Source organism: Streptococcus sp. 2106, assembly GCF_013277315.1.
GTDB classification, from domain to species: domain Bacteria; phylum Bacillota; class Bacilli; order Lactobacillales; family Streptococcaceae; genus Streptococcus; species Streptococcus pseudopneumoniae.
Genome location: NZ_VMMS01000114.1, coordinates 1 through 18,775 on the forward strand (window position 1 = coordinate 1; position 18,775 = coordinate 18,775).

Sequence of the window (18,775 nt, forward strand, 5' to 3'; positions counted from 1 at the left end):
AAACTAGGAAACTAGCCGCAGGCTGTACTTGAGTACGGCAAGGCGACGTTGACGCAGTTTGAATTTGATTTTCGAAGAGTATTACGTTTAAAAGAACTCATTCTTGCAATTTCAAACAGGCCATCTATCCCTTACAATTCTTCCGGTGAGCTTTGAGTTTTTTCAGAGCCCAACCATAGTGGCTTGACGTGCTACTGACAAAGTAAGAACCTAGACTTGTCCCACCCGTCCACTTATAGACACCTTTGGTAAAGAGTTCGTCATTGCTAAAAACTTCTATCAACTCTAAAACCTCTCTATGTGATTGTTCTAGGAGTCTAGTCGCTTCTTCTAAGGAGGTTTTCTGGTGCTTCTTCCAAAAAGCGACATTCATTTCTCCATAAGTTTTCCAATTATAAGCTTCAGGGAGAAAAGGTCTTTCGTGACCTGCTTGATTAGAATGTACCCAAGTTAAAAGTAACTGCTGCCATTCATAGAGATGGATCAGAACATCTCTTAGATTTTTATCTCTTTTCCAGTGAGCTTCTTTTTTCTTTGGGTCTCTTGAAAAATTAAATGGAGTCTGTAGCTCATCTTCACCTAGTTGGGAGATGAAACAATTGAGCTTTTCATAGTTTTCCTTAGAGGCTAATACTAGTTCCTCTTTTGTTTTCGGTCTAGGCATTGGAGTACTCCCTTCATATTACTAGTTATTATTAGAGATTTTTTATCCTTTAAACCTCTATAACTTATCCTTTAACTTCTCCACAAAGAGATAGGCTGCTGGACAGGTCAAAGTATTCTTAATTGTCAAATGGTTAATTTGATGGATCTTTTTGCGGTCTGTATGGGGGAACTCTCGACAGGCCTTTGGACGAACGTCATAAATGGAACAGAGGTTATCTCCTCCTAAAAATGGGCAAGGCATGGATTTAAAAACCTTGTCTCCATCTTCATCCACCTGCAGAAATTCAGCTTCAAAGGCCGGCAATTTCATTTTGAAATATTTGGCAATACGGGTGATGTCTGCCTCTTTGAAGTCAGGACCCAAAGTCTTACAACAGTTAGCACAGGCAGTGCAATCAATCTCCGAAAAGACTTCTTGGTGAATCTGCTGGGCAATCTTGTCTAGGTTTTTAGGAGGTTTTTTCTTTAGATTGGCTAAAACTTTTCGATGCTCCTTCTGCTTTTGCAAGGCTAGCTGATGGTAATACTCAATATCAATTTCTTTAGACATGGTTTCTCTCTTATTCTATTTGTTTCCCCCTATTATATCATGCCTCTGACTCATTGAAAAGTAGACTTTATCGGACCATGCTTTTCTAAAATACGTCAAAAAACCTTGCAACTAGGTTACAAGGTTGATCACACATTAATCGAAGTTAACGTATTCTTTTTGAAGTTCAAGAACTTCTTCCATTGTTGAGCACTCTGTAAGGGCACGGTTTGCGTACTCTTCCATCTTAGCAGTATCTAATTTCTTCATCAAGCTACGTGTACGAAGGACAGATGTTGCTGACATAGAGAATTCATCCAAGCCCATTCCGACAAGAAGTGGAACAGCTGTTTGGTCACCAGCCATCTCACCACACATACCAGCCCATTTACCTTCAGCGTGAGCTGCCTTGATAACGTTGTTGATCAAGCGAAGGATTGATGGGTTATATGGTTGGTAAAGGTATGAAACTTGCTCATTCATACGGTCTGCTGCCATTGTATATTGGATCAAGTCGTTTGTACCAATTGAGAAGAAGTCTACTTCTTTAGCAAATTGGTCTGCAAGCATCGCTGCTGCAGGGATTTCAATCATGATACCAACTTGGATGTTATCCGCAACTGCAACTCCTTCAGCAAGAAGGTTTGCTTTTTCTTCTTCATAAACTGCTTTAGCTGCACGGAATTCTTTCAAAAGCGCAACCATTGGGAACATGATACGCAATTGACCATGAACAGAAGCACGAAGAAGGGCACGGATCTGTGTACGGAACATTGCATCTCCAGTTTCAGAAATAGAGATACGAAGGGCGCGGAATCCAAGGAATGGGTTCATTTCATGTGGCATATCGAAGTAAGGAAGTTCCTTATCTCCACCGATATCCATTGTACGAACAACGACTGGTTTACCATTCATTCCCTCAAGAACAGCTTTGTATGCTTCATACTGCTCATCTTCTGTTGGGAAGTCTTGAGAATCCATGTATAAGAACTCTGTACGGTAAAGTCCAACAGCTTCTGCACCGTTATTGTTAACACCTTCAACGTCTTTTGGAGTACCGATGTTAGCAGCCAACTCGAAGTGTTTACCGTCAGCAGTCACTGTTTGAGCATCTTTCAAAAGTGCCCATTCAGCTTTTTGTTTAGCATAAGCTTCACCAGCTGCTTTAAATTCTGCCGCTTGTTCATCTGTTGGGTTGATAATCACTTCACCAGTAATTCCGTTAACGGCAAGGATGTCGCCGTCTTTCACTACTTCAGTAATGTTATTTGTTCCCAATACAGCTGCAATTTCAAGTGTACGTGCCATGATAGCTGAGTGGCTTGTACGTCCACCGATATTTGTTACAAAAGCTTTTACAAAGTTTTTGTCCAATTGAGCTGTATCAGATGGTGTCAAGTCATGTGCAATCACGATTACTTCTTCATTGATCGAAGCTGGGTTTGGCAATTTCTTACCAAGAAGGTTTGCCAATACACGTTTTGTCACGTCGCGGATATCCGCTGCACGTTCTTGCATGTATGGGTTGTCTTCCATACCTTCAAAGATCGTGATGAACATGTCAGTCACTTCTTTAAGACCTGCTTCTGCATTGACTTTCTTAGCACGAATTGTTTCTTTAATCTGACCAATCAATTCTGGGTCAGAAAGAACCATCAAATGAGCGTCAAAAACTTGAGCCGCTTCTTCACCAAGCGTACCTACAGCTTTCTCGCGGATAAGAGAAAGCTCGTTTTGAGAAGCTTCAAGAGCAACATCCAAACGAGCCTCTTCTGCGTTTGTATCTTCGACTGAAATAGTCTCGAATGACAAATCCGGTTGAACGAGTAGATATGCTTTTGCAACTGCAACACCGTCAGATGCTGCGATTCCTTTAAGCATTTCTGTCATTTCCCTTATGCCAATCCTTCTTTTTCCATTGTTTCTGAGATTGCAGCGATAGCGTCATCTGCATCTGCACCTTCAGCTGAGATAGTTACGTCAGCACCTTGGCCAACACCAAGACTCATAACACCCATAATTGATTTAAGGTTAACTGATTTACCTTTGTACTCAAGAGTGATATCTGAAGCAAATTTGCTAGCAGTTTGCACCAACAATGTTGCTGGACGTGCGTGAATACCTGTTTCTGCCACTACGTGGAAATCTTTAGAAGCCATAGTTTGACTCTCCTTTTGTTCTTTCTTTTTTGAGTTATATGTGATAACCCTTACAATTTGGTATTATACCATCTTCTAGGATTTTTTTCAAGCATTTTCTGGATTTTCCTTCAATTTCCTTTCAGATAACTTGCTGAAAATCTTCTATCCTAGATAACAAAACACAGGATATAGTTTCTTTAAAAACGATTTATAGGATAATCATTGCTGTTTTATAAAACAAACACTACATATTGTGTTTTGTGAGCTTGACTAGAAAAAAAGACCACTATATTTAGTTCAAATCATTGACAAAATTTTATTTTCTGATATACTAGGATAGAATTAAATTTTAAAGAGGAGTTACACAATGGTAACCGTTTATTCTAAAAACAATTGTGTCCAATGTAAAATGACCAAGCGTTTCTTGGACAGTAATAACGTTGAATATAAAGAAATCAATCTTGATGAGCAGCCTGAGTACATCGATCAAGTCAAAGAACTCGGTTTTAGCGCAGCTCCTATTATTCAAACACCAACTGAAGTCTTTTCAGGTTTCCAACCAGGAAAACTGAAACAATTAGCATAATCTTAGTACATCATCCAGAAGAAACTGCTTTTAGGGCTAACTTAGAAGCCTTTCTTTTGTAATTAGATAAGGGAAATTTTATGGGATTAAAACATCTTGAAGACGTGACTTACTTCCGTCTTAATAACGAAATTAACCGTCCTGTTAATGGACAAATCATGCTTCATAAAGATAAGGAAGCCTTGGATGCCTTCTTTAAAGAAAATGTAGTTCCAAACACTATGGTTTTTGATTCAATCAAAGACAAAATCAATTACCTCATTGAACACAACTACATCGAAACAGCCTTTATCAAGAAATACCGTCCAGAGTTCTTGGAAGAATTGGCTCAATTTATCAAAGACCAAAACTTCCAATTCAAGTCATTCATGGCAGCTTATAAATTTTACAATCAATATGCCTTAAAGACTAATGACGGTGAATACTATCTTGAAAATATGGAAGACCGTGTCTTCTTTAACGCCCTTTATTTCGCTGATGGGAATGAAGCTGTTGCAATCGATATTGCCAATGAAATCATCCACCAACGCTACCAACCTGCTACTCCTTCCTTCTTGAATGCTGGACGTGCTCGTCGTGGGGAGTTGGTATCTTGCTTCCTAATCCAAGTGACGGATGATATGAACTCTATCGGACGTTCTATCAACTCAGCTCTTCAACTTTCACGTATTGGTGGTGGTGTGGGAATTACCCTCAGCAACCTTCGTGAAGCTGGTGCACCTATCAAGGGTTATGAAGGAGCTGCTTCAGGTGTCGTTCCTGTTATGAAGCTTTTCGAAGACAGTTTCTCTTACTCTAACCAATTGGGTCAACGTCAAGGTGCTGGGGTGGTTTACCTCAATGTCTTTCACCCAGACATCATCGCCTTCCTTTCAACTAAGAAAGAAAATGCCGATGAAAAAGTTCGTGTCAAAACCCTATCACTTGGTGTTGTAGTACCAGATAAATTCTACGAATTGGCTCGTAAAAATGAAGAAATGTACCTCTTCAGTCCTTACTCTGTAGAAAAAGAATACGGTGTGCCATTCAACTACATCGACATCACTGAAAAATACGATGAATTGGTCGCAAATCCAAATATTCGCAAGACAAAAATCAAGGCGCGTGATTTGGAAACTGAAATCTCTAAATTGCAACAAGAGTCTGGCTACCCTTATGTCGTCAACATTGATACGGCTAACCGTGCAAATCCTGTTGATGGTAAGATTATCATGAGCAACTTGTGTTCTGAGATTCTTCAAGTTCAAGAACCAAGCTTGATCAACGATGCTCAAGAATTCCTTCAAATGGGAACAGATGTTTCATGTAACCTTGGTTCAACCAACGTGGTCAACATGATGACTTCACCTGATTTTGGTCGTTCTATCCGTGCTATGGTTCGTGCCCTTACTTTCGTTACAGACAGTTCACACATCGTAGCTGTTCCTACTATCGACCATGGAAATAGCCAAGCCCATACCTTTGGTCTTGGTGCCATGGGACTTCACAGCTACCTTGCCCAACAACTCATTGAATATGGATCACCTGAGTCTGTTGAATTTACAAGCATCTACTTTATGCTTATGAACTACTGGACTTTGGTTGAGTCAAACAATATCGCGCGAGAACGTGGTATTACCTTCCATAACTTTGAGAAATCAGACTATGCTAACGGAAGCTACTTTGATAAGTATTTGACTGGAGAATTTCTTCCGAAATCAGACCGTGTTAAAGAACTCTTCAAAGATATCTTTATCCCTACTGCTGCTGACTGGGCTGAACTTCGTGATAAAGTTAAAACCGATGGTCTTTACCACCAAAATCGCCTTGCTGTAGCGCCGAATGGTTCTATCAGCTATATCAATGACGTGTCTGCTTCTATCCACCCAATTACGCAACGTATCGAAGAACGCCAAGAGAAGAAAATTGGTAAGATCTACTACCCTGCTGCAGGATTGTCAACAGAAACCATTCCTTACTACACTTCTGCCTACGACATGGATATGCGTAAGGTGATTGATGTTTACGCAGCTGCGACTGAGCACGTGGACCAAGGACTTTCACTCACTCTCTTTATGCGTAGTGACATTCCAAAAGGTCTTTACGAATGGAAGAAAGAAAACAAACAAACAACACGTGATTTATCTATCCTTCGTAACTATGCCTTTAACAAGGGAATCAAGTCTATCTACTACGTCCGTACCTTTACAGATGACGGTGGAGAAGTCGGCGCCAACCAGTGTGAAAGCTGTGTGATTTAGTTTCTAGCATAGAAACACTATTTTTCCCTAAGCAGCACTGATAAAATCAAATCTACTAGGTCATAACATAATTTATGTAACATTTTAAAAGTCGGGCTTCCGACTTTTTGTGCGATACTCCTATAGAATTATGGTAAAATAGAAATAATTGTGAGTTCGCAATACTAAACACAGAAAGAGATTTCAAATGGAAACTTACTACAAAGCCATTAACTGGAATGCCATCGAAGATGTCATCGATAAATCAACTTGGGAAAAGCTGACGGAGCAATTCTGGCTCGATACACGTATTCCCTTGTCAAACGACTTGGATGACTGGAGAAAGCTATCTAACAAAGAGAAAGACTTGGTCGGAAAAGTTTTTGGTGGTTTAACCCTTCTCGACACTATGCAATCTGAAACTGGGGTTCAAGCCCTTCGCGCAGATATCCGTACACCACATGAGGAAGCTGTTTTCAATAACATCCAATTTATGGAATCTGTTCACGCTAAATCTTACTCTTCAATCTTTTCTACCTTAAATACTAAGGCTGAGATCGAAGAAATTTTCGAATGGACCAATACCAATCCTTACCTACAAAAGAAGGCTGAGATTGTCAACGAAATCTACCTAAACGGTAGCCCACTTGAAAAGAAAGTTGCTAGCGTTTTCCTAGAAACCTTCCTCTTCTATTCAGGTTTCTTCACTCCCCTCTACTATCTTGGTAACAACAAACTTGCCAACGTTGCGGAAATCATCAAATTGATTATTCGTGATGAATCTGTTCACGGAACCTACATTGGTTACAAATTCCAACTTGGTTTCAATGAATTACCTGAAGAAGAGCAAGAAAAGCTAAAAGAATGGATGTACGACTTACTCTATACTCTTTATGAAAATGAAGAAGGCTACACAGAGAGCCTCTATGACGGTGTTGGTTGGACGGAAGAAGTTAAAACCTTCCTTCGTTACAATGCTAACAAGGCTCTCATGAATCTGGGACAAGATCCACTCTTCCCAGACTCAGCAGATGATGTCAATCCAATCGTTATGAACGGTATTTCAACAGGAACATCTAACCACGACTTCTTCTCTCAAGTCGGAAATGGTTACCTCCTTGGTGAAGTTGAAGCCATGCAAGATGATGACTACAACTACGGTTTGGACTAATACTCTTCGAAAATCTCTTCAAACCACGTCAGCTTCGCCTTGCCGTAGATATGCTCACTGACTTCGTCAGTCTTATCTACAACCTCAAAACTGTGTTTTGAGCAACCTACGGCTAGCTTCCTAGTTTGCTCTTTGATTTTCATTGAGTATAATTCTCCACCACTCTCAATCATAAAAAGTAAACTAGAAACAACAAAATAATAACTTAATAAAAATATCGAAAGTTTTGAAAATAAACCTCGATATTTTTGTTTTTGTTTTATTTTGTTGTTTTTGTATTTGAATGATGAGCTAGTTTATGGTAAGATAGTAGTAGGAAACGAGGTGATAATATGCTCAAACAAGAAAAATTAACCAAAATTTTAGAAACAGTAAATAGTAAAGGAACCATAACGGTTAAACAGATTATGGACGAAATAGCCGTTTCAGATATGACTGCAAGGCGCTATTTACAGGAATTAGCTGATAAAGATTTGCTGATTCGTGTGCATGGTGGAGCTGAAAAACTTCGAACCAACTCCCTTTTGACTAATGAGCGATCAAATATTGAAAAACAAGCCCTCCAAACGGCAGAAAAACAAGAAATAGCCCGTTTTGCAGGCAGTCTAGTAGAAGAAAGAGAAACTATTTTTATTGGACCAGGAACAACATTAGAATTTTTTGCGCGTGAGTTGCCTATTGACAATATCCGCGTCGTGACCAACAGTCTACCTGTTTTTCTGATTTTAAGCGAACGAAAATTAACAGATTTGATTTTGATAGGTGGAAATTATCGCGATATTACAGGTGCTTTTGTTGGCACATTGACCCTACAAAATCTCTCTAATCTCCAATTTTCTAAAGCTTTCGTTAGCTGTAATGGTATTCAAAACGGGGCTCTAGCTACTTTTAGCGAGGAAGAGGGAGAGGCTCAACGCATCGCTTTAAATAATTCTAATAAAAAATATTTACTCGCAGATCATAGTAAGTTCAATAAGTTTGATTTTTATACTTTTTATAATGTATCAAATCTTGATACTATTGTTTCAGATTCTAAACTCAGTGATTCAATCCTTTTTGAGCTATCTAAACTTACTAAAGTCATCAAACCTTAATAAACTGAAATATTCTGGGTAACAACTCAATTTCAGAAGAAAATGAAGTAAATCTTCCTACAAAAACGCATAATATCAAGGTTTTTCAACACCTGATATTATGCGTTTTTCTGCGTTAAAGATTTTTTGCCCAATTGCTTTATCTGCCACCTCAAAGCTATGCATTGAGAAATCTGCGACTCGCTTCCTAGTTTAAAGTTGCTCTTTGATTTTCATTGAGTATAAGAAACGTGATTAGATAAGAATTTTGCGGAGTACTAAATACGAGATTTAACTTTTTTTGGAAATTGGTTACGATTGTTGAAACGGCATAAAATCTGAATCAAAGGAGATAGTATCCCATTCTTCAGGATTGATAAAATTTAAAAATAGATTTTTAAATTCTTCCAGCTCATAATCTGAATGACAAATCCATTCTTTACCGGTCGAGACATACCATTTCCCAAGGCTTTTCAGTTCTTCATTCGTCAAACACGGTATTTGAGAACATTTTTCGAAATTTATAATATAAACTTTTTCATAAATAGATTGGATAAAATCTTTGAACATCTTTTTGCCTCACTAAAATTCTATATCTAATTAGTAATTCTACTACTCAATCACTTGAGTTTCTGCTACTTTCTTGTACCAGTGAGCTGATTTCTTCGGATAACGTTCTTGAGTTTCAAAGTCTACATAGAAGAGACCGTAACGTTTTTCATAACCATTTGACCATGAGAAGACGTCCATCAATGACCAAATGAAGTAACCTTTTACATTAGCACCATCTGCAATCGCATCAGACAAGACCTCCAAGTGTTGTTTCACATAATCAATACGTCCATCATCATAAACAGTATTATCGACGAACTCATCTTTATAGCCGAGACCATTTTCAGTGATGTAAATCTTCTTGTAGTTAGGATAATCTTTCTTCACGCGCATGATTTGGTCATACAAACCTTGAGGGTATATAATCCAATCCCAGTCCGTACGTGGTACATAATCAGGAGCTACACGACGACCAACACCTTTGATTTGGTATTTAGAGCTTCCTTTCTCACCCTTACCATTATGGATGATTTCAGTTTCGCCATCAAAGGCTTCCATCCAGTCACTCATATAGTAGTTGATTCCAAGGAAATCATTCAAGTCTTTTGCTGCTTCTAATGCTGTAAAATCTTCTTCACGAAGATCCAAGCTACCACCATTGACTGATAAGATATGGTTGACACCTTCCATCGTTTCAGCTGAATAGCGACCCAGATAAGTTGCATCCAAGATAAATTTATTATGGATAATGTCCTCTAACTCTGCCGCAATAACATCTGCAGGATTTTCAGGATTAAGTGGGTACTTGGTTGGCAGAGCGTGAACAACACCAATTTCTCCTTTATAGCCTTTCTCTTTGTACAATTTTACCGCGCATGCATGAGACACCATCATATTGTGGTGTGATTGAAAGACTTTGGCAAGGTCGTACTGGATACCTGGAGGGAATTTCCCAACCAAATATTGACCATCACCGATTGGTCCAATTTCATTAAAGGTTGTCCAATAGTTTACTTCTGGAAATTCTTCAAAGCAGAAGGCAGCGTAGTCTACAAAGTGTTCGATATTTTCACGTTTTAAGAAGTCTCCATTTGAGTGGAGAGCTTCTGGCGTGTCAAAGTGATGAAGAGTTACAAAAGGCTCAACATGACGTTTGTGACACTCTGCAAATAGATTATGATAATACTCAACACCCTTCTGATTTACTTGACCGTAGCCTGTTGGGAAAATACGTGACCAGGCAATAGAAATTCGAATGCCATTGACACCATACTCTTCTGCTAGCTTTAGGTCAACTGGATATCGATTGTAAAAGTCACTGGCTGGTTCGGCAGTGTACCAGTAGTTATCTTCAAGATATTTATCCCAAGCAACTGGTCCTTTTCCATCAGTATGCGTAGCGCCTTCTGCTTGATAGGCAGCTGTTGCGCCACCGAAAATAAAGTCTTTTGGAAGTGTTTTTGTCATTTTTTTCACCTATTTCTTGATTTAAATAAAATAAAAGTGAGAGGAGAGGAGTCAGTGAGCCATCCTTCTCCATCTCACTTCTTGTAGCAAGTCACTGAATTGTGACATGAGGAGGTAAAAACGATATCTTTTTACCGACGAATTAATAAGGCGATTAGGAAATTCGCCATAGCGATTTCCGTAACGAGAGGAAACTATTTCATAGTCCCTATTATTAATCGAATTGTGACATGAGGAGGTAAAAACGATATCTTTTTACCGACGAATTAACAAGGCGATTAGGAAATTCGCCATAGCGATTTCCGTAACGATAGGAGACTGTTTTATAGTCCCTATCGTTAATCGAATTGCGCTTGTACGAATGCAAGAGCACCTTTTCCATCACGGGTTAACTTGATGTATTGAGCGCCTTCTGTCTTGGCAAGTTTAATACCGAGTTTATCTGTTTCTGCTTTCATATCTTCAAAGTTTGAAGCAACTTGAGGGGCAAGGATAACTAGATCAAACTCTGGCAACATTTCACGGTGAGCACCATAACCACCTGCTGCTGCTTTCACAGGGACATTGTATTCTGCAGCTGCCTTGTTCAAAGCATTTGCAAGGAGACCACTTGTACCTCCACCAGCACAGAGAACGAGGACATTTGTTTCTTCAGTGATGGTGTTTTGTGCTGCTTCTACACCAGCTTTTTCAAGAATAGCATCTGCTTTTGCAGTGTTAAAGTTTGAAGCAACTTTTTCTTTCAATTCGTCATTAGACTTACCTGAACGTTCTTCTTCGAGAATTTGTTCATCATACACTTTAAGGAATGGATAGTAAATGACTACATCAACCACGATTAGAAGGGCAGCAAGAATGAATGATAGCACTTGGAAGTTAGTTCCAAGAACTAAACCTAGTGGAACTGGAGTTGTCCATGGTAGATTGGCAGTAAATGAATTCATTCCAAGAGTTTCAATGAAGAATTTAAAGATCCAAACGTTTGCGATAGGAGCAAAAATAAATGGAATGAAGAAAATCGGGTTCAATACAAGTGGTGCACCAAACAAAATTGGTTCATTTACACCAAAGAAGGTAGGAACTACTGAAGCACGTCCGATTGCACGGTTACGTTTTGATTTTGTTAACCACATGAACATGAATGGAACAACCAGTGTCGCACCAGTACCACCCATGGTAACGATAAACATTTGTGTACCAGAAGTGAGAATCTTGTCAGCGTGCATACCTTGTTGGAGAAGGTTTAAGTTGACTTCGGCATTTGCATAGGTAATAGCTGCGATAGCTGGTTCAACGATAGATGGACCATGGATACCAACAAACCAGAAGAAGGCAAAGGCACCAAAGATAATTGTAATTCCAAGGTAACCATCAGCTGCAGAGAATAATGGAGCAAAGAATTTACCGATTGATTCTGCCACACTAGAACCAACAAAATGACGAGCTAGTAAATCAAGAGCATAAAGTGAAACAATCGAGAGAGTGAATGGAATCACATCTTTAAAGACTTGTGAGATATTTGGTGGAACTTCGTCAGGCATACGAATAGTGACGTTGTTCTTAACACAAACCTTATAGATGGCTACAGTAACAAAGGCAGCAAGGAAGGCTGAAAGCAAACCTTTTGTCCCCAAGAATCCAGTAGCTAGACCATTTTCGATAGGATCAGCTGCCAGCATCAACAAACCAACAATTGCTGCCAACAATGTTGACATATAGTTGATTTGATTGGTTTTCTCCATGCTACGGTTTACTGAGTCGGTCAATGACTTAGCTGTTGTACCAGCTACCAAGAGAGCCAAGATACCCATTGAATAGCTGTAAGGTTTCATCAGAAAGGCTACAACTTCATCAGACCATTTAAAACCCCATGAGTTTGGCACAAAGGCAATCAAGATAAAGATACTTGAGAAGAGAATAACAGGCATACCTGCAATGAAACCATCACGAATAGCACGAAGATAGATATTACGAGATAATTTCTCGAAGAAAGGCTTTCCTTTCTCGATAAATGCAATTAGTTTGTTCATTATTTAACTCCTCTCTTATAAAGTTCGATTAAGTGGTGCATCAAATCTTTTAACAAGATAGTTGTCATCAAGTGGTCTTGACCATGCATCATGGTCACACTATATGCTAAATCCTCACCAGAAGCTTCCTTAGTCAATAGACTTGTTTGAGCATGGTGAGCCTCAGCAATACAGCTACCAGCTTCCTCAACTAATCTGTCCGCTTTTTCAAAATCACCAGCTTCAGCAGCCTTCAAGGCTTCCAATAGTTTTGAACGAGCATCGCCAGCATAGGCTACGATTTCAAAACCTAACAATGTTACTTCTTCTCTATTCATGATAGAATTCTCCTTATATGGTTTTATATAAATTTTTATGACAATAAACGTTGGATATGTAGAACTAGATAAACTCGTTCACTTTTATACAAATCAAGACCCGTATGTTGAGTAATCACATCATAGATCTTGGAACCAATTTCAAAGGCTTTGGGATAGGATTGTTTGATATGGTCTTCCATATCCAGAAGTGATTGGTTATCATCTCTAGATCTGTCTAAATAATCCAAGAAATAATTCAAATGTATCATAAAGCGATCATAGAAATGGTTATTCTCTTTGGTTCGTTGAATTGCATAGTCCGTTAAAACTTCTTCAACATTCCTGAGAATTTCTTTCCTCTTATCAATCGACTCCACAAGTTCCACTTCATTTTCACCTTCGGCATTGATGAAATGATAAGCAATCCGAATAATTTCGTCCTCAGGAAAATGATCTGCTAGCTTCTGACGGTAAATTTCAAATGCTTCATTTGCGATTTGAAAAGCGACAGGATACTTAGTGGAAATATCTGGCAGATTACTATCCTTGTACCTTCCTTGTGCTAGAGCTTGGTAAGAACAGTAAATATGATCTGTCAAGGTTACGTAGAGATACTCTTGAATCGGATAATGATATTTCTTTGATAGCTTATCAATGATTTCATAAGTCACTGTGATAAAATCAAGCGGAACATCTTTGAGGAGAGCCATAAAGTTTTCTCTTGACTCTTCGGTCTTCATCCGAAAAATTTTCTCAACCTGCTGTTCAGCAATCAAATCTCCCTTCTTCTTTCCAAATGCAATCCCCTTACCAATCACAATCACTTCTTCTCCTTTATCATTTCTGACAAGCGAGACATTGTGATTCATTGGATTTAGAATTCGATACATGTCAACCTCCTTTTATATCTTAAAGGTATATGAGTACAAAAAATGACCACAAATGAACTAGAAAATCATCCGATTTCTAATTCATCCGTGATCATGCCTAATATTACTTAGTAACACTCACCTTGTATTAACTCGTGATTTAAGTATAGCACAAGTAAGTTATTTTGTAAACCTTTACATACAACTTTTTTAAACTTAACTATGTTCTAAAATTCATCAAACAGAGGCTCTGTTTTTATTTATTTTTGTAAATCAAAACAAAAACAGGAAGACAGAAAAATAAAAAAGTAGCTACATTTTTAAAATTCATTAAATCTAATAAACAAAGAACACAAGAAACTATAAAACAAAATACGGTTATTTTTTTAAACGAACTATTCATAAAGAAATAACCTTTAAGGTAAATCTATGGTGTAAACAAGGTTTACAAATGGCACCTCTACTGTAGCTACAGCAACTGTCCAATAATTTTCTACAGCAGTTTTTACAGCCCAGCCACCCATCCCCCTCACTTGAGGACCAAGATTGAAACGAAAACCTACAGGACCTCTTTCGTAAACGTTAGGCAACTCTTTTACAGCTTCATACATCAAACTTGCTTCTTGTACAGAAATACCAATATTTTTTGCTAGCTCTTCAGGAGTACCTTTTAAATTTATATTTCCAAATTTATCTACATAAAAATAATCTTCCAAAATTTGACCAGCATTTACAATATCTTCTGAAACCGAAACATTATAAAATTTATTCCCATCAACATTCAAAACAATATCATTTGCTTTATCTACTCTAGTTAGGGCACTATCTGCAAATACAGAATGACTAACCATAGGTAAGGCTGATGAGAATATTGAAACAATACCTAGTCCTACAACTAACGCTTTAAAACTCTTTTTAGCAGCCATTTATCTTCTCCTTTTATAAAACAACGAATTGAAATGTGCGTCTAAATATAGTTTATTCTGGCAATATTGTTTCCGTATTATTCCTTCCTAGCTCGTAAAATAAACTATACCTTATTTTTATTATACTTCATCTAGTTACTTTCTAATTCATATTAACTTGTGATTTAAGTATAGCACAAGTAAGTTATTTTGTGAATCTTTACATACAACTTTTTTTAAAATTTTTTTAGATTCATGTTCCTAACCTAGGAGGACTTGCTTACACGCGTTCTTTCCATGAAGTTGCTGTTGTTTGAAGAACTTTGTTGAGTTCGTCAATGTTTTCAAAACCAGTTGTGCGAAGCCATTCACGAGCTGCTGTTTCACCATCTTTGATGTATGCTTCAACTGATCCAGCCCATGTAGCACGGCCACAAAGAACACCATTGAAGTTTGCACCTGATTCATGGGCAAATACAAGAGTATCTTGGAAGAGTTTAGCTGATACACCAGCACTCAAGTAGATGTATGGCAAGTTAGTTGCTTCATCTTGTGCTTTGAAGAAGGCTGCTGCTTCTTCACGTGTATAAACTACTTCACCTTCAGCGAAACCTTCAACATATTTAATGTTAACAGGAACTTCTACTTTCAAGACATCAATGTTAAAGCGTGGGTCTGAGAAAACTTTCATAGCACCAATAACTTTGTGTGGTTTTACTTTCGCGTATTCTACTGAACCTGCATCCGCAATTTTTTCATCGTAAGCAAGGATTTCAAGGAAGAATGGAATATCTTCAGCCACACACTCAGAACCGATACGTTCGATGTAAGCTTGTTTTTCTTGGTTGAGTTCGTCTGAACTATCTACATCATAGTAAAGCAAGAACTTAACTGCATCTGCACCTTCTTCTTTAATACGTTTTGCAGACCAAACATCCAAGCAGTCAGGCAAGCGTTTTGTACTTGTTGTGTCATAACCTGTTTTTTCATAAGCAAGGAGAAGACCAGCTTTTTCATCAAGAGCTTTAGTTGCTGGAAGTCCATACTCAGGGTCAAGAAGCATAGATGAAGCGTATTTAGTCAATTCATCTGCTACCAAAACTTTAAGTTCTTCCATTTGAGCTACAGTTGGTTCTTCTGTTTGGTGTTGAGCCATGAGGCGTTTCAACGCACCACGTTGGTCAAATGCAAGAGCTGAGATGATACCATTTTCATCAGAAAGTTTTTCTAAGCGTGCACGTTTTTGTTCTGTTAAAGCCATTTTATACCTCTTTTACTATTAATTGATCATATAGAGCTTGATAGTTGGCCATGTTGACATGACCAGTCATTTTTTCTTGAGCATTGAGCATACCAAGGACATTTGCCTTGATGAGTAATTCTGCATCCGATTCTTTATGAAGTAGTCCTGAAGAAATTCCTGCCACAGTAGAGTCTCCAGATCCGACAGGGTTGACAACCTGAATTCGAGGAATATCTACCTTGTAGAAAGCGTCGCCATGTTTGGCAAAGGCACCGTTGGCACCAAGTGAAACGATAATCCATTCAATACCCGCAAACAAAGGTTCTTGAAGAACTTCTTTTAATTCATCCAAATCCTCAGAAACTTCTCTTCCTAGAAGCTGAGACAATTCCTCATTATTTGGTTTGATGACTGTTGGTTTATGTGGTGATTCAAGAACCGCCCGAAGTGCTGCACCAGAGCAGTCCAAGACAACAGGCTTGCCAGCTTGATTAGCAAGCTCTACCAAGTTCGCATAGTAATCAACTGGAAGACCAGCTGGCAGACTACCTGAGATGGCTACTACTTCAACTGACTCCAGAAGATTTTTGAAATGTTCCAAAAAGGCTTGTCCTTCCTGTTCCAAAACTTCTGGGCCTTTTTCTAATACTTCTGTTTGGTTTTTTCCGTGGAGAATAGCGATACAGTTTCGAGTTTCACCTTGAATAGAGAAGAAATCCTTTTTTACTTGATTATCGATATGTTCAACCAAAAACTCACCAAGTTTACCACCCACTAAACCAGTAGCAAGAACAGAATCCCCAAATTCTGAAAGTACTCGGGTAACATTGAGTCCCTTACCACCAGCCGTTTTGGTTACATCCACCACACGATTGACAGTATCAATCTTTAACTCATCCAAGGGATAGGAAATATCAATGGATGGGTTCATTGTGACTGTTAAAATCATAGGTCACCTCTTAGTCGTGGTATTCTCCGCGATCCCATTTTTCAAGGAATTCAGTGAAGAAGTTTGCGTCTGTTTGTTGAGCATTGTGACTTTCAACGTGTTCAATTTTCGCAATCAATTTTTTGTTTTCTTCAGATGGTTTGTATTCAGCATGGATGAAAGCTTCGATGATGTCACACATGAGCAATTCACCAGTAATCTTACCACCAAAGCCGATAACGTTAGCGTTCAATTGTTCTTTAGCATAAAGGGCTGTTGTCATATCACGAACCAAGGCAGAACGAACACCTGGGACTTTATTTACAGCGTTGTTGATACCAACACCAGTACCACAGATACATACTCCAAGATCAGCTTGACCGCTAGTTACAGCTTCCCCTACTTTTTTACCAAAGATTGGGTAGTGAGTACGTGTATGGTCATATGTACCAAAGTCAATGACTTCATATCCTTTTGATTTCAAAAATTCTGAAACCGCCATTTTTTCATCTGTTACGATGTGGTCACATCCAATTGCAATTCTCATTTTTAACTTACCTTTCTTACTGTAATCTAATTAGCACATTTTGTTCAACATATCGACCCTGATTTGGTGACGTCCACCATCGTATTTACCGTTAACAAATCCTTTAGCGATGTTTTTAGCCAATTCATCACCAACAAGTTGTGCACCCATAGTGATCATACGAGAGTTGTTGTGGCCACGAGTCATATAAGCTGAACGTTCGTCAGATACTTCTGCAGCAACCATTCCTTTGATTTTTGTTGCAACCATAAATGGACCAGCTCCATAAGCATCAATCACGATACCAAGGTTTTGTTCTTCTTTGTTTACTTCTGCAGCAACAGCGAGAGTCACATCAACAAAGTCTTGACCTTCAGCTGTAACATCCACAACGTGGAAGTTTTCTTTTTCCAAGAAGTCTTTCACAACTTCTTTCAATCTCAAACCTGCAGCATCTGCACCGATAACAATAGACATATTGTATACTCCTTTTTATTTTTTCTATGCTGGATTCCAGCAGTGTATTGGCTGTCTTTAAAAAACAGTCAATTAGTCCTCACAAACATAATATACTACTATTGTTTGAAAAAGTCAACAGTTTATGTTTGTTCTTGTTATTTATTTTTTATTTTTTTATAAAACTTCTATCTCAAACCCTAATTCTTCAACCTGATTGGCTTCTAAGAGACGAACATTCTTCTTATCTTCTAAATGATTTTCTGCTGAATTTTAAGCAGAATGTCATTTCTCTTTTTAGAATCAAAAGGACGAGATTGTGGAATCTCTACAGGAACAATAGGTTGTGGCATTAAAATATCCTCCAATAGTTTTACTTTACGAATAGTATACAGGAGGTCTTCCATGAATGATAGATACCTTGTTATGACGCGCTTACCTTACAATCCATCAACAGAGAGAAGGACGACAAAAAAGAAAGGACAAAATTTGTCCTTTCTGAATCTTAGCCAACTTCCATCTACTACAGTTGGCAAAGAGGCTTCTTCACTATCCGCTATAGGGTGAGTATATCCAGCTAATGTGTAGGTTACCCTAGTTCTTTTTAATTGATAAAGATTTTTGCATGTGAAGGCTATTGAGAATCAAATAGAATCATCTACTTAAGCTTCTTCATCATCTTTTTTCTTTTTAGAAAAGAGTAAACCGACTGCTCCAAAGATTGATAGAAGTCCTAGAGCAGCTGTAGTGCTATCTGATCGACTACCAGTATTAGGTAATGCTGCTTCCTTAGCTTTGTCCTTAGCCACTGGATTAACTGCTGCTACTGCGGCAATTCCGTCTGCTTGCGCTTTGTCCACGCCTGCTTGGTCGCTTGCTGCGTCAATGGCTTGGATAGCTTTGTCTGCTGCTGCTTTAGCTTGTTCTTTCGCTGCTGCTTTTTCTGCATCTGAAAGGTTAGCGTTCGCATCAATCTCGGCTTCTTTTTCTTTCAGCTTAGCCGCTACTGCTGCCTTAGCTTTGTCCTTAGCCACTGGATTAACTGCTGCTACTGCGGCAATTCCGTCTGCTTGCGCTTTGTCCACGCCTGCTTGGTCGCTTGCTGCGTCAATGGC

20 protein-coding genes and 1 pseudogene are annotated in these 18,775 nt (G+C 38.6%); 4 read left to right on the plus strand and 17 right to left on the minus strand.

Features of this window, described 5'->3' with window-relative positions; genetic code table 11:
* Nucleotides 1–124: 124 nt before the first annotated feature.
* The 4 genes from HT723_RS10510 to HT723_RS10525 all read right to left on the minus strand — a co-directional run bounded on the left by HT723_RS10510 (nucleotide 125) and on the right by HT723_RS10525 (nucleotide 3,354).
* On the minus strand, nucleotides 125–664 hold the full coding sequence (locus HT723_RS10510; protein ID WP_172935161.1) for a ClbS/DfsB family four-helix bundle protein: 540 nt from the start codon (nucleotides 662–664) through the stop codon (nucleotides 125–127).
* Nucleotides 665–721: 57 nt separating this feature from the next.
* On the minus strand, nucleotides 722–1,216 hold the full coding sequence (locus tag HT723_RS10515; protein ID WP_000031484.1) for a YkgJ family cysteine cluster protein: 495 nt from the start codon (nucleotides 1,214–1,216) through the stop codon (nucleotides 722–724).
* Nucleotides 1,217–1,351: 135 nt separating this feature from the next.
* The gene (gene ptsP / locus HT723_RS10520; protein ID WP_172935162.1) at nucleotides 1,352–3,085 is read right to left on the minus strand and encodes a phosphoenolpyruvate--protein phosphotransferase; all 1,734 of its coding nucleotides are present in this window, start codon (nucleotides 3,083–3,085) and stop codon (nucleotides 1,352–1,354) included.
* Between the two features lie 5 nt (nucleotides 3,086–3,090).
* Nucleotides 3,091–3,354 (minus strand): phosphocarrier protein HPr, encoded by a 264-nt coding sequence (locus tag HT723_RS10525; RefSeq protein ID WP_000146947.1) that lies wholly within the window; start codon nucleotides 3,352–3,354, stop codon nucleotides 3,091–3,093.
* A 349-nt stretch (nucleotides 3,355–3,703) separates the two neighbouring features.
* Between HT723_RS10525 and nrdH the strand changes: the two genes are divergently transcribed.
* The 3 genes from nrdH to nrdF all read left to right on the plus strand — a co-directional run bounded on the left by nrdH (nucleotide 3,704) and on the right by nrdF (nucleotide 7,312).
* Nucleotides 3,704–3,922, plus strand: coding sequence for a glutaredoxin-like protein NrdH (gene nrdH / locus HT723_RS10530; protein ID WP_000259242.1), 219 nt, complete (start codon nucleotides 3,704–3,706; stop codon nucleotides 3,920–3,922).
* An 80-nt stretch (nucleotides 3,923–4,002) separates the two neighbouring features.
* Complete coding sequence (gene nrdE, locus HT723_RS10535) at nucleotides 4,003–6,162, plus strand: class 1b ribonucleoside-diphosphate reductase subunit alpha (protein WP_172935163.1); 2,160 nt, start codon at nucleotides 4,003–4,005, stop codon at nucleotides 6,160–6,162.
* Between the two features lie 187 nt (nucleotides 6,163–6,349).
* Nucleotides 6,350–7,312, plus strand: coding sequence for a class 1b ribonucleoside-diphosphate reductase subunit beta (gene nrdF, locus HT723_RS10540; RefSeq protein WP_000451364.1), 963 nt, complete (start codon nucleotides 6,350–6,352; stop codon nucleotides 7,310–7,312).
* Here the strand turns inward: nrdF and HT723_RS11745 are convergent.
* Complete coding sequence (locus HT723_RS11745; RefSeq protein WP_023933379.1) at nucleotides 7,309–7,455, minus strand: hypothetical protein; 147 nt, start codon at nucleotides 7,453–7,455, stop codon at nucleotides 7,309–7,311. The two genes, nrdF and HT723_RS11745, sit on opposite strands and share 4 nt — an antisense overlap.
* Before the next feature lie 189 nt (nucleotides 7,456–7,644).
* Here HT723_RS11745 and HT723_RS10550 point away from each other — a divergent pair, with 189 nt between their 5' ends.
* Nucleotides 7,645–8,406, plus strand: coding sequence for a DeoR/GlpR family DNA-binding transcription regulator (locus tag HT723_RS10550; RefSeq protein WP_000917605.1), 762 nt, complete (start codon nucleotides 7,645–7,647; stop codon nucleotides 8,404–8,406).
* Nucleotides 8,407–8,697: 291 nt separating this feature from the next.
* Here HT723_RS10550 and HT723_RS10555 read toward each other — a convergent pair whose 3' ends face one another.
* The 12 genes and pseudogenes from HT723_RS10555 to HT723_RS11255 form a co-directional block, all read right to left on the minus strand.
* Nucleotides 8,698–8,955, minus strand: coding sequence for a DUF3884 family protein (locus tag HT723_RS10555; RefSeq protein WP_112443722.1), 258 nt, complete (start codon nucleotides 8,953–8,955; stop codon nucleotides 8,698–8,700).
* 42 nt (nucleotides 8,956–8,997) lie between these two features.
* A complete protein-coding gene (lacG, locus tag HT723_RS10560; RefSeq protein ID WP_172935164.1) occupies nucleotides 8,998–10,404 on the minus strand; it encodes a 6-phospho-beta-galactosidase in 1,407 nt (468 codons plus the stop codon).
* A gap of 338 nt (nucleotides 10,405–10,742) precedes the next feature.
* The gene (locus HT723_RS10565) at nucleotides 10,743–12,434 is read right to left on the minus strand and encodes a lactose-specific PTS transporter subunit EIIC (protein WP_172935165.1); all 1,692 of its coding nucleotides are present in this window, start codon (nucleotides 12,432–12,434) and stop codon (nucleotides 10,743–10,745) included.
* On the minus strand, nucleotides 12,434–12,751 hold the full coding sequence (locus HT723_RS10570; protein ID WP_172935166.1) for a PTS lactose/cellobiose transporter subunit IIA: 318 nt from the start codon (nucleotides 12,749–12,751) through the stop codon (nucleotides 12,434–12,436). The genes HT723_RS10565 and HT723_RS10570 overlap by 1 nt, the downstream gene beginning before the upstream one ends.
* Nucleotides 12,752–12,786: 35 nt before the next feature.
* Complete coding sequence (locus HT723_RS10575) at nucleotides 12,787–13,623, minus strand: transcription antiterminator (protein WP_045611529.1); 837 nt, start codon at nucleotides 13,621–13,623, stop codon at nucleotides 12,787–12,789.
* A 395-nt stretch (nucleotides 13,624–14,018) separates the two neighbouring features.
* Complete coding sequence (locus tag HT723_RS10580) at nucleotides 14,019–14,528, minus strand: hypothetical protein (RefSeq protein WP_172935167.1); 510 nt, start codon at nucleotides 14,526–14,528, stop codon at nucleotides 14,019–14,021.
* 259 nt (nucleotides 14,529–14,787) lie between these two features.
* Complete coding sequence (gene lacD, locus HT723_RS10585; RefSeq protein ID WP_050104159.1) at nucleotides 14,788–15,768, minus strand: tagatose-bisphosphate aldolase; 981 nt, start codon at nucleotides 15,766–15,768, stop codon at nucleotides 14,788–14,790.
* A gap of 1 nt (nucleotide 15,769) precedes the next feature.
* Entirely contained in the window at nucleotides 15,770–16,699 is a 930-nt protein-coding gene (locus tag HT723_RS10590; RefSeq protein ID WP_172935168.1) for a tagatose-6-phosphate kinase, read from the minus strand.
* Nucleotides 16,700–16,709: 10 nt separating this feature from the next.
* Complete coding sequence (gene lacB / locus HT723_RS10595; protein WP_001216913.1) at nucleotides 16,710–17,225, minus strand: galactose-6-phosphate isomerase subunit LacB; 516 nt, start codon at nucleotides 17,223–17,225, stop codon at nucleotides 16,710–16,712.
* 30 nt (nucleotides 17,226–17,255) lie between these two features.
* On the minus strand, nucleotides 17,256–17,681 hold the full coding sequence (gene lacA / locus HT723_RS10600; RefSeq protein WP_000029277.1) for a galactose-6-phosphate isomerase subunit LacA: 426 nt from the start codon (nucleotides 17,679–17,681) through the stop codon (nucleotides 17,256–17,258).
* A 156-nt stretch (nucleotides 17,682–17,837) separates the two neighbouring features.
* A pseudogene (locus HT723_RS10605) lies at nucleotides 17,838–17,921 on the minus strand (aldose epimerase); the annotation flags it as partial.
* A gap of 401 nt (nucleotides 17,922–18,322) precedes the next feature.
* The coding region (locus tag HT723_RS11255) for an LPXTG cell wall anchor domain-containing protein (protein ID WP_188111030.1) at nucleotides 18,323–18,775 on the minus strand (453 nt) is incomplete at its 5' end.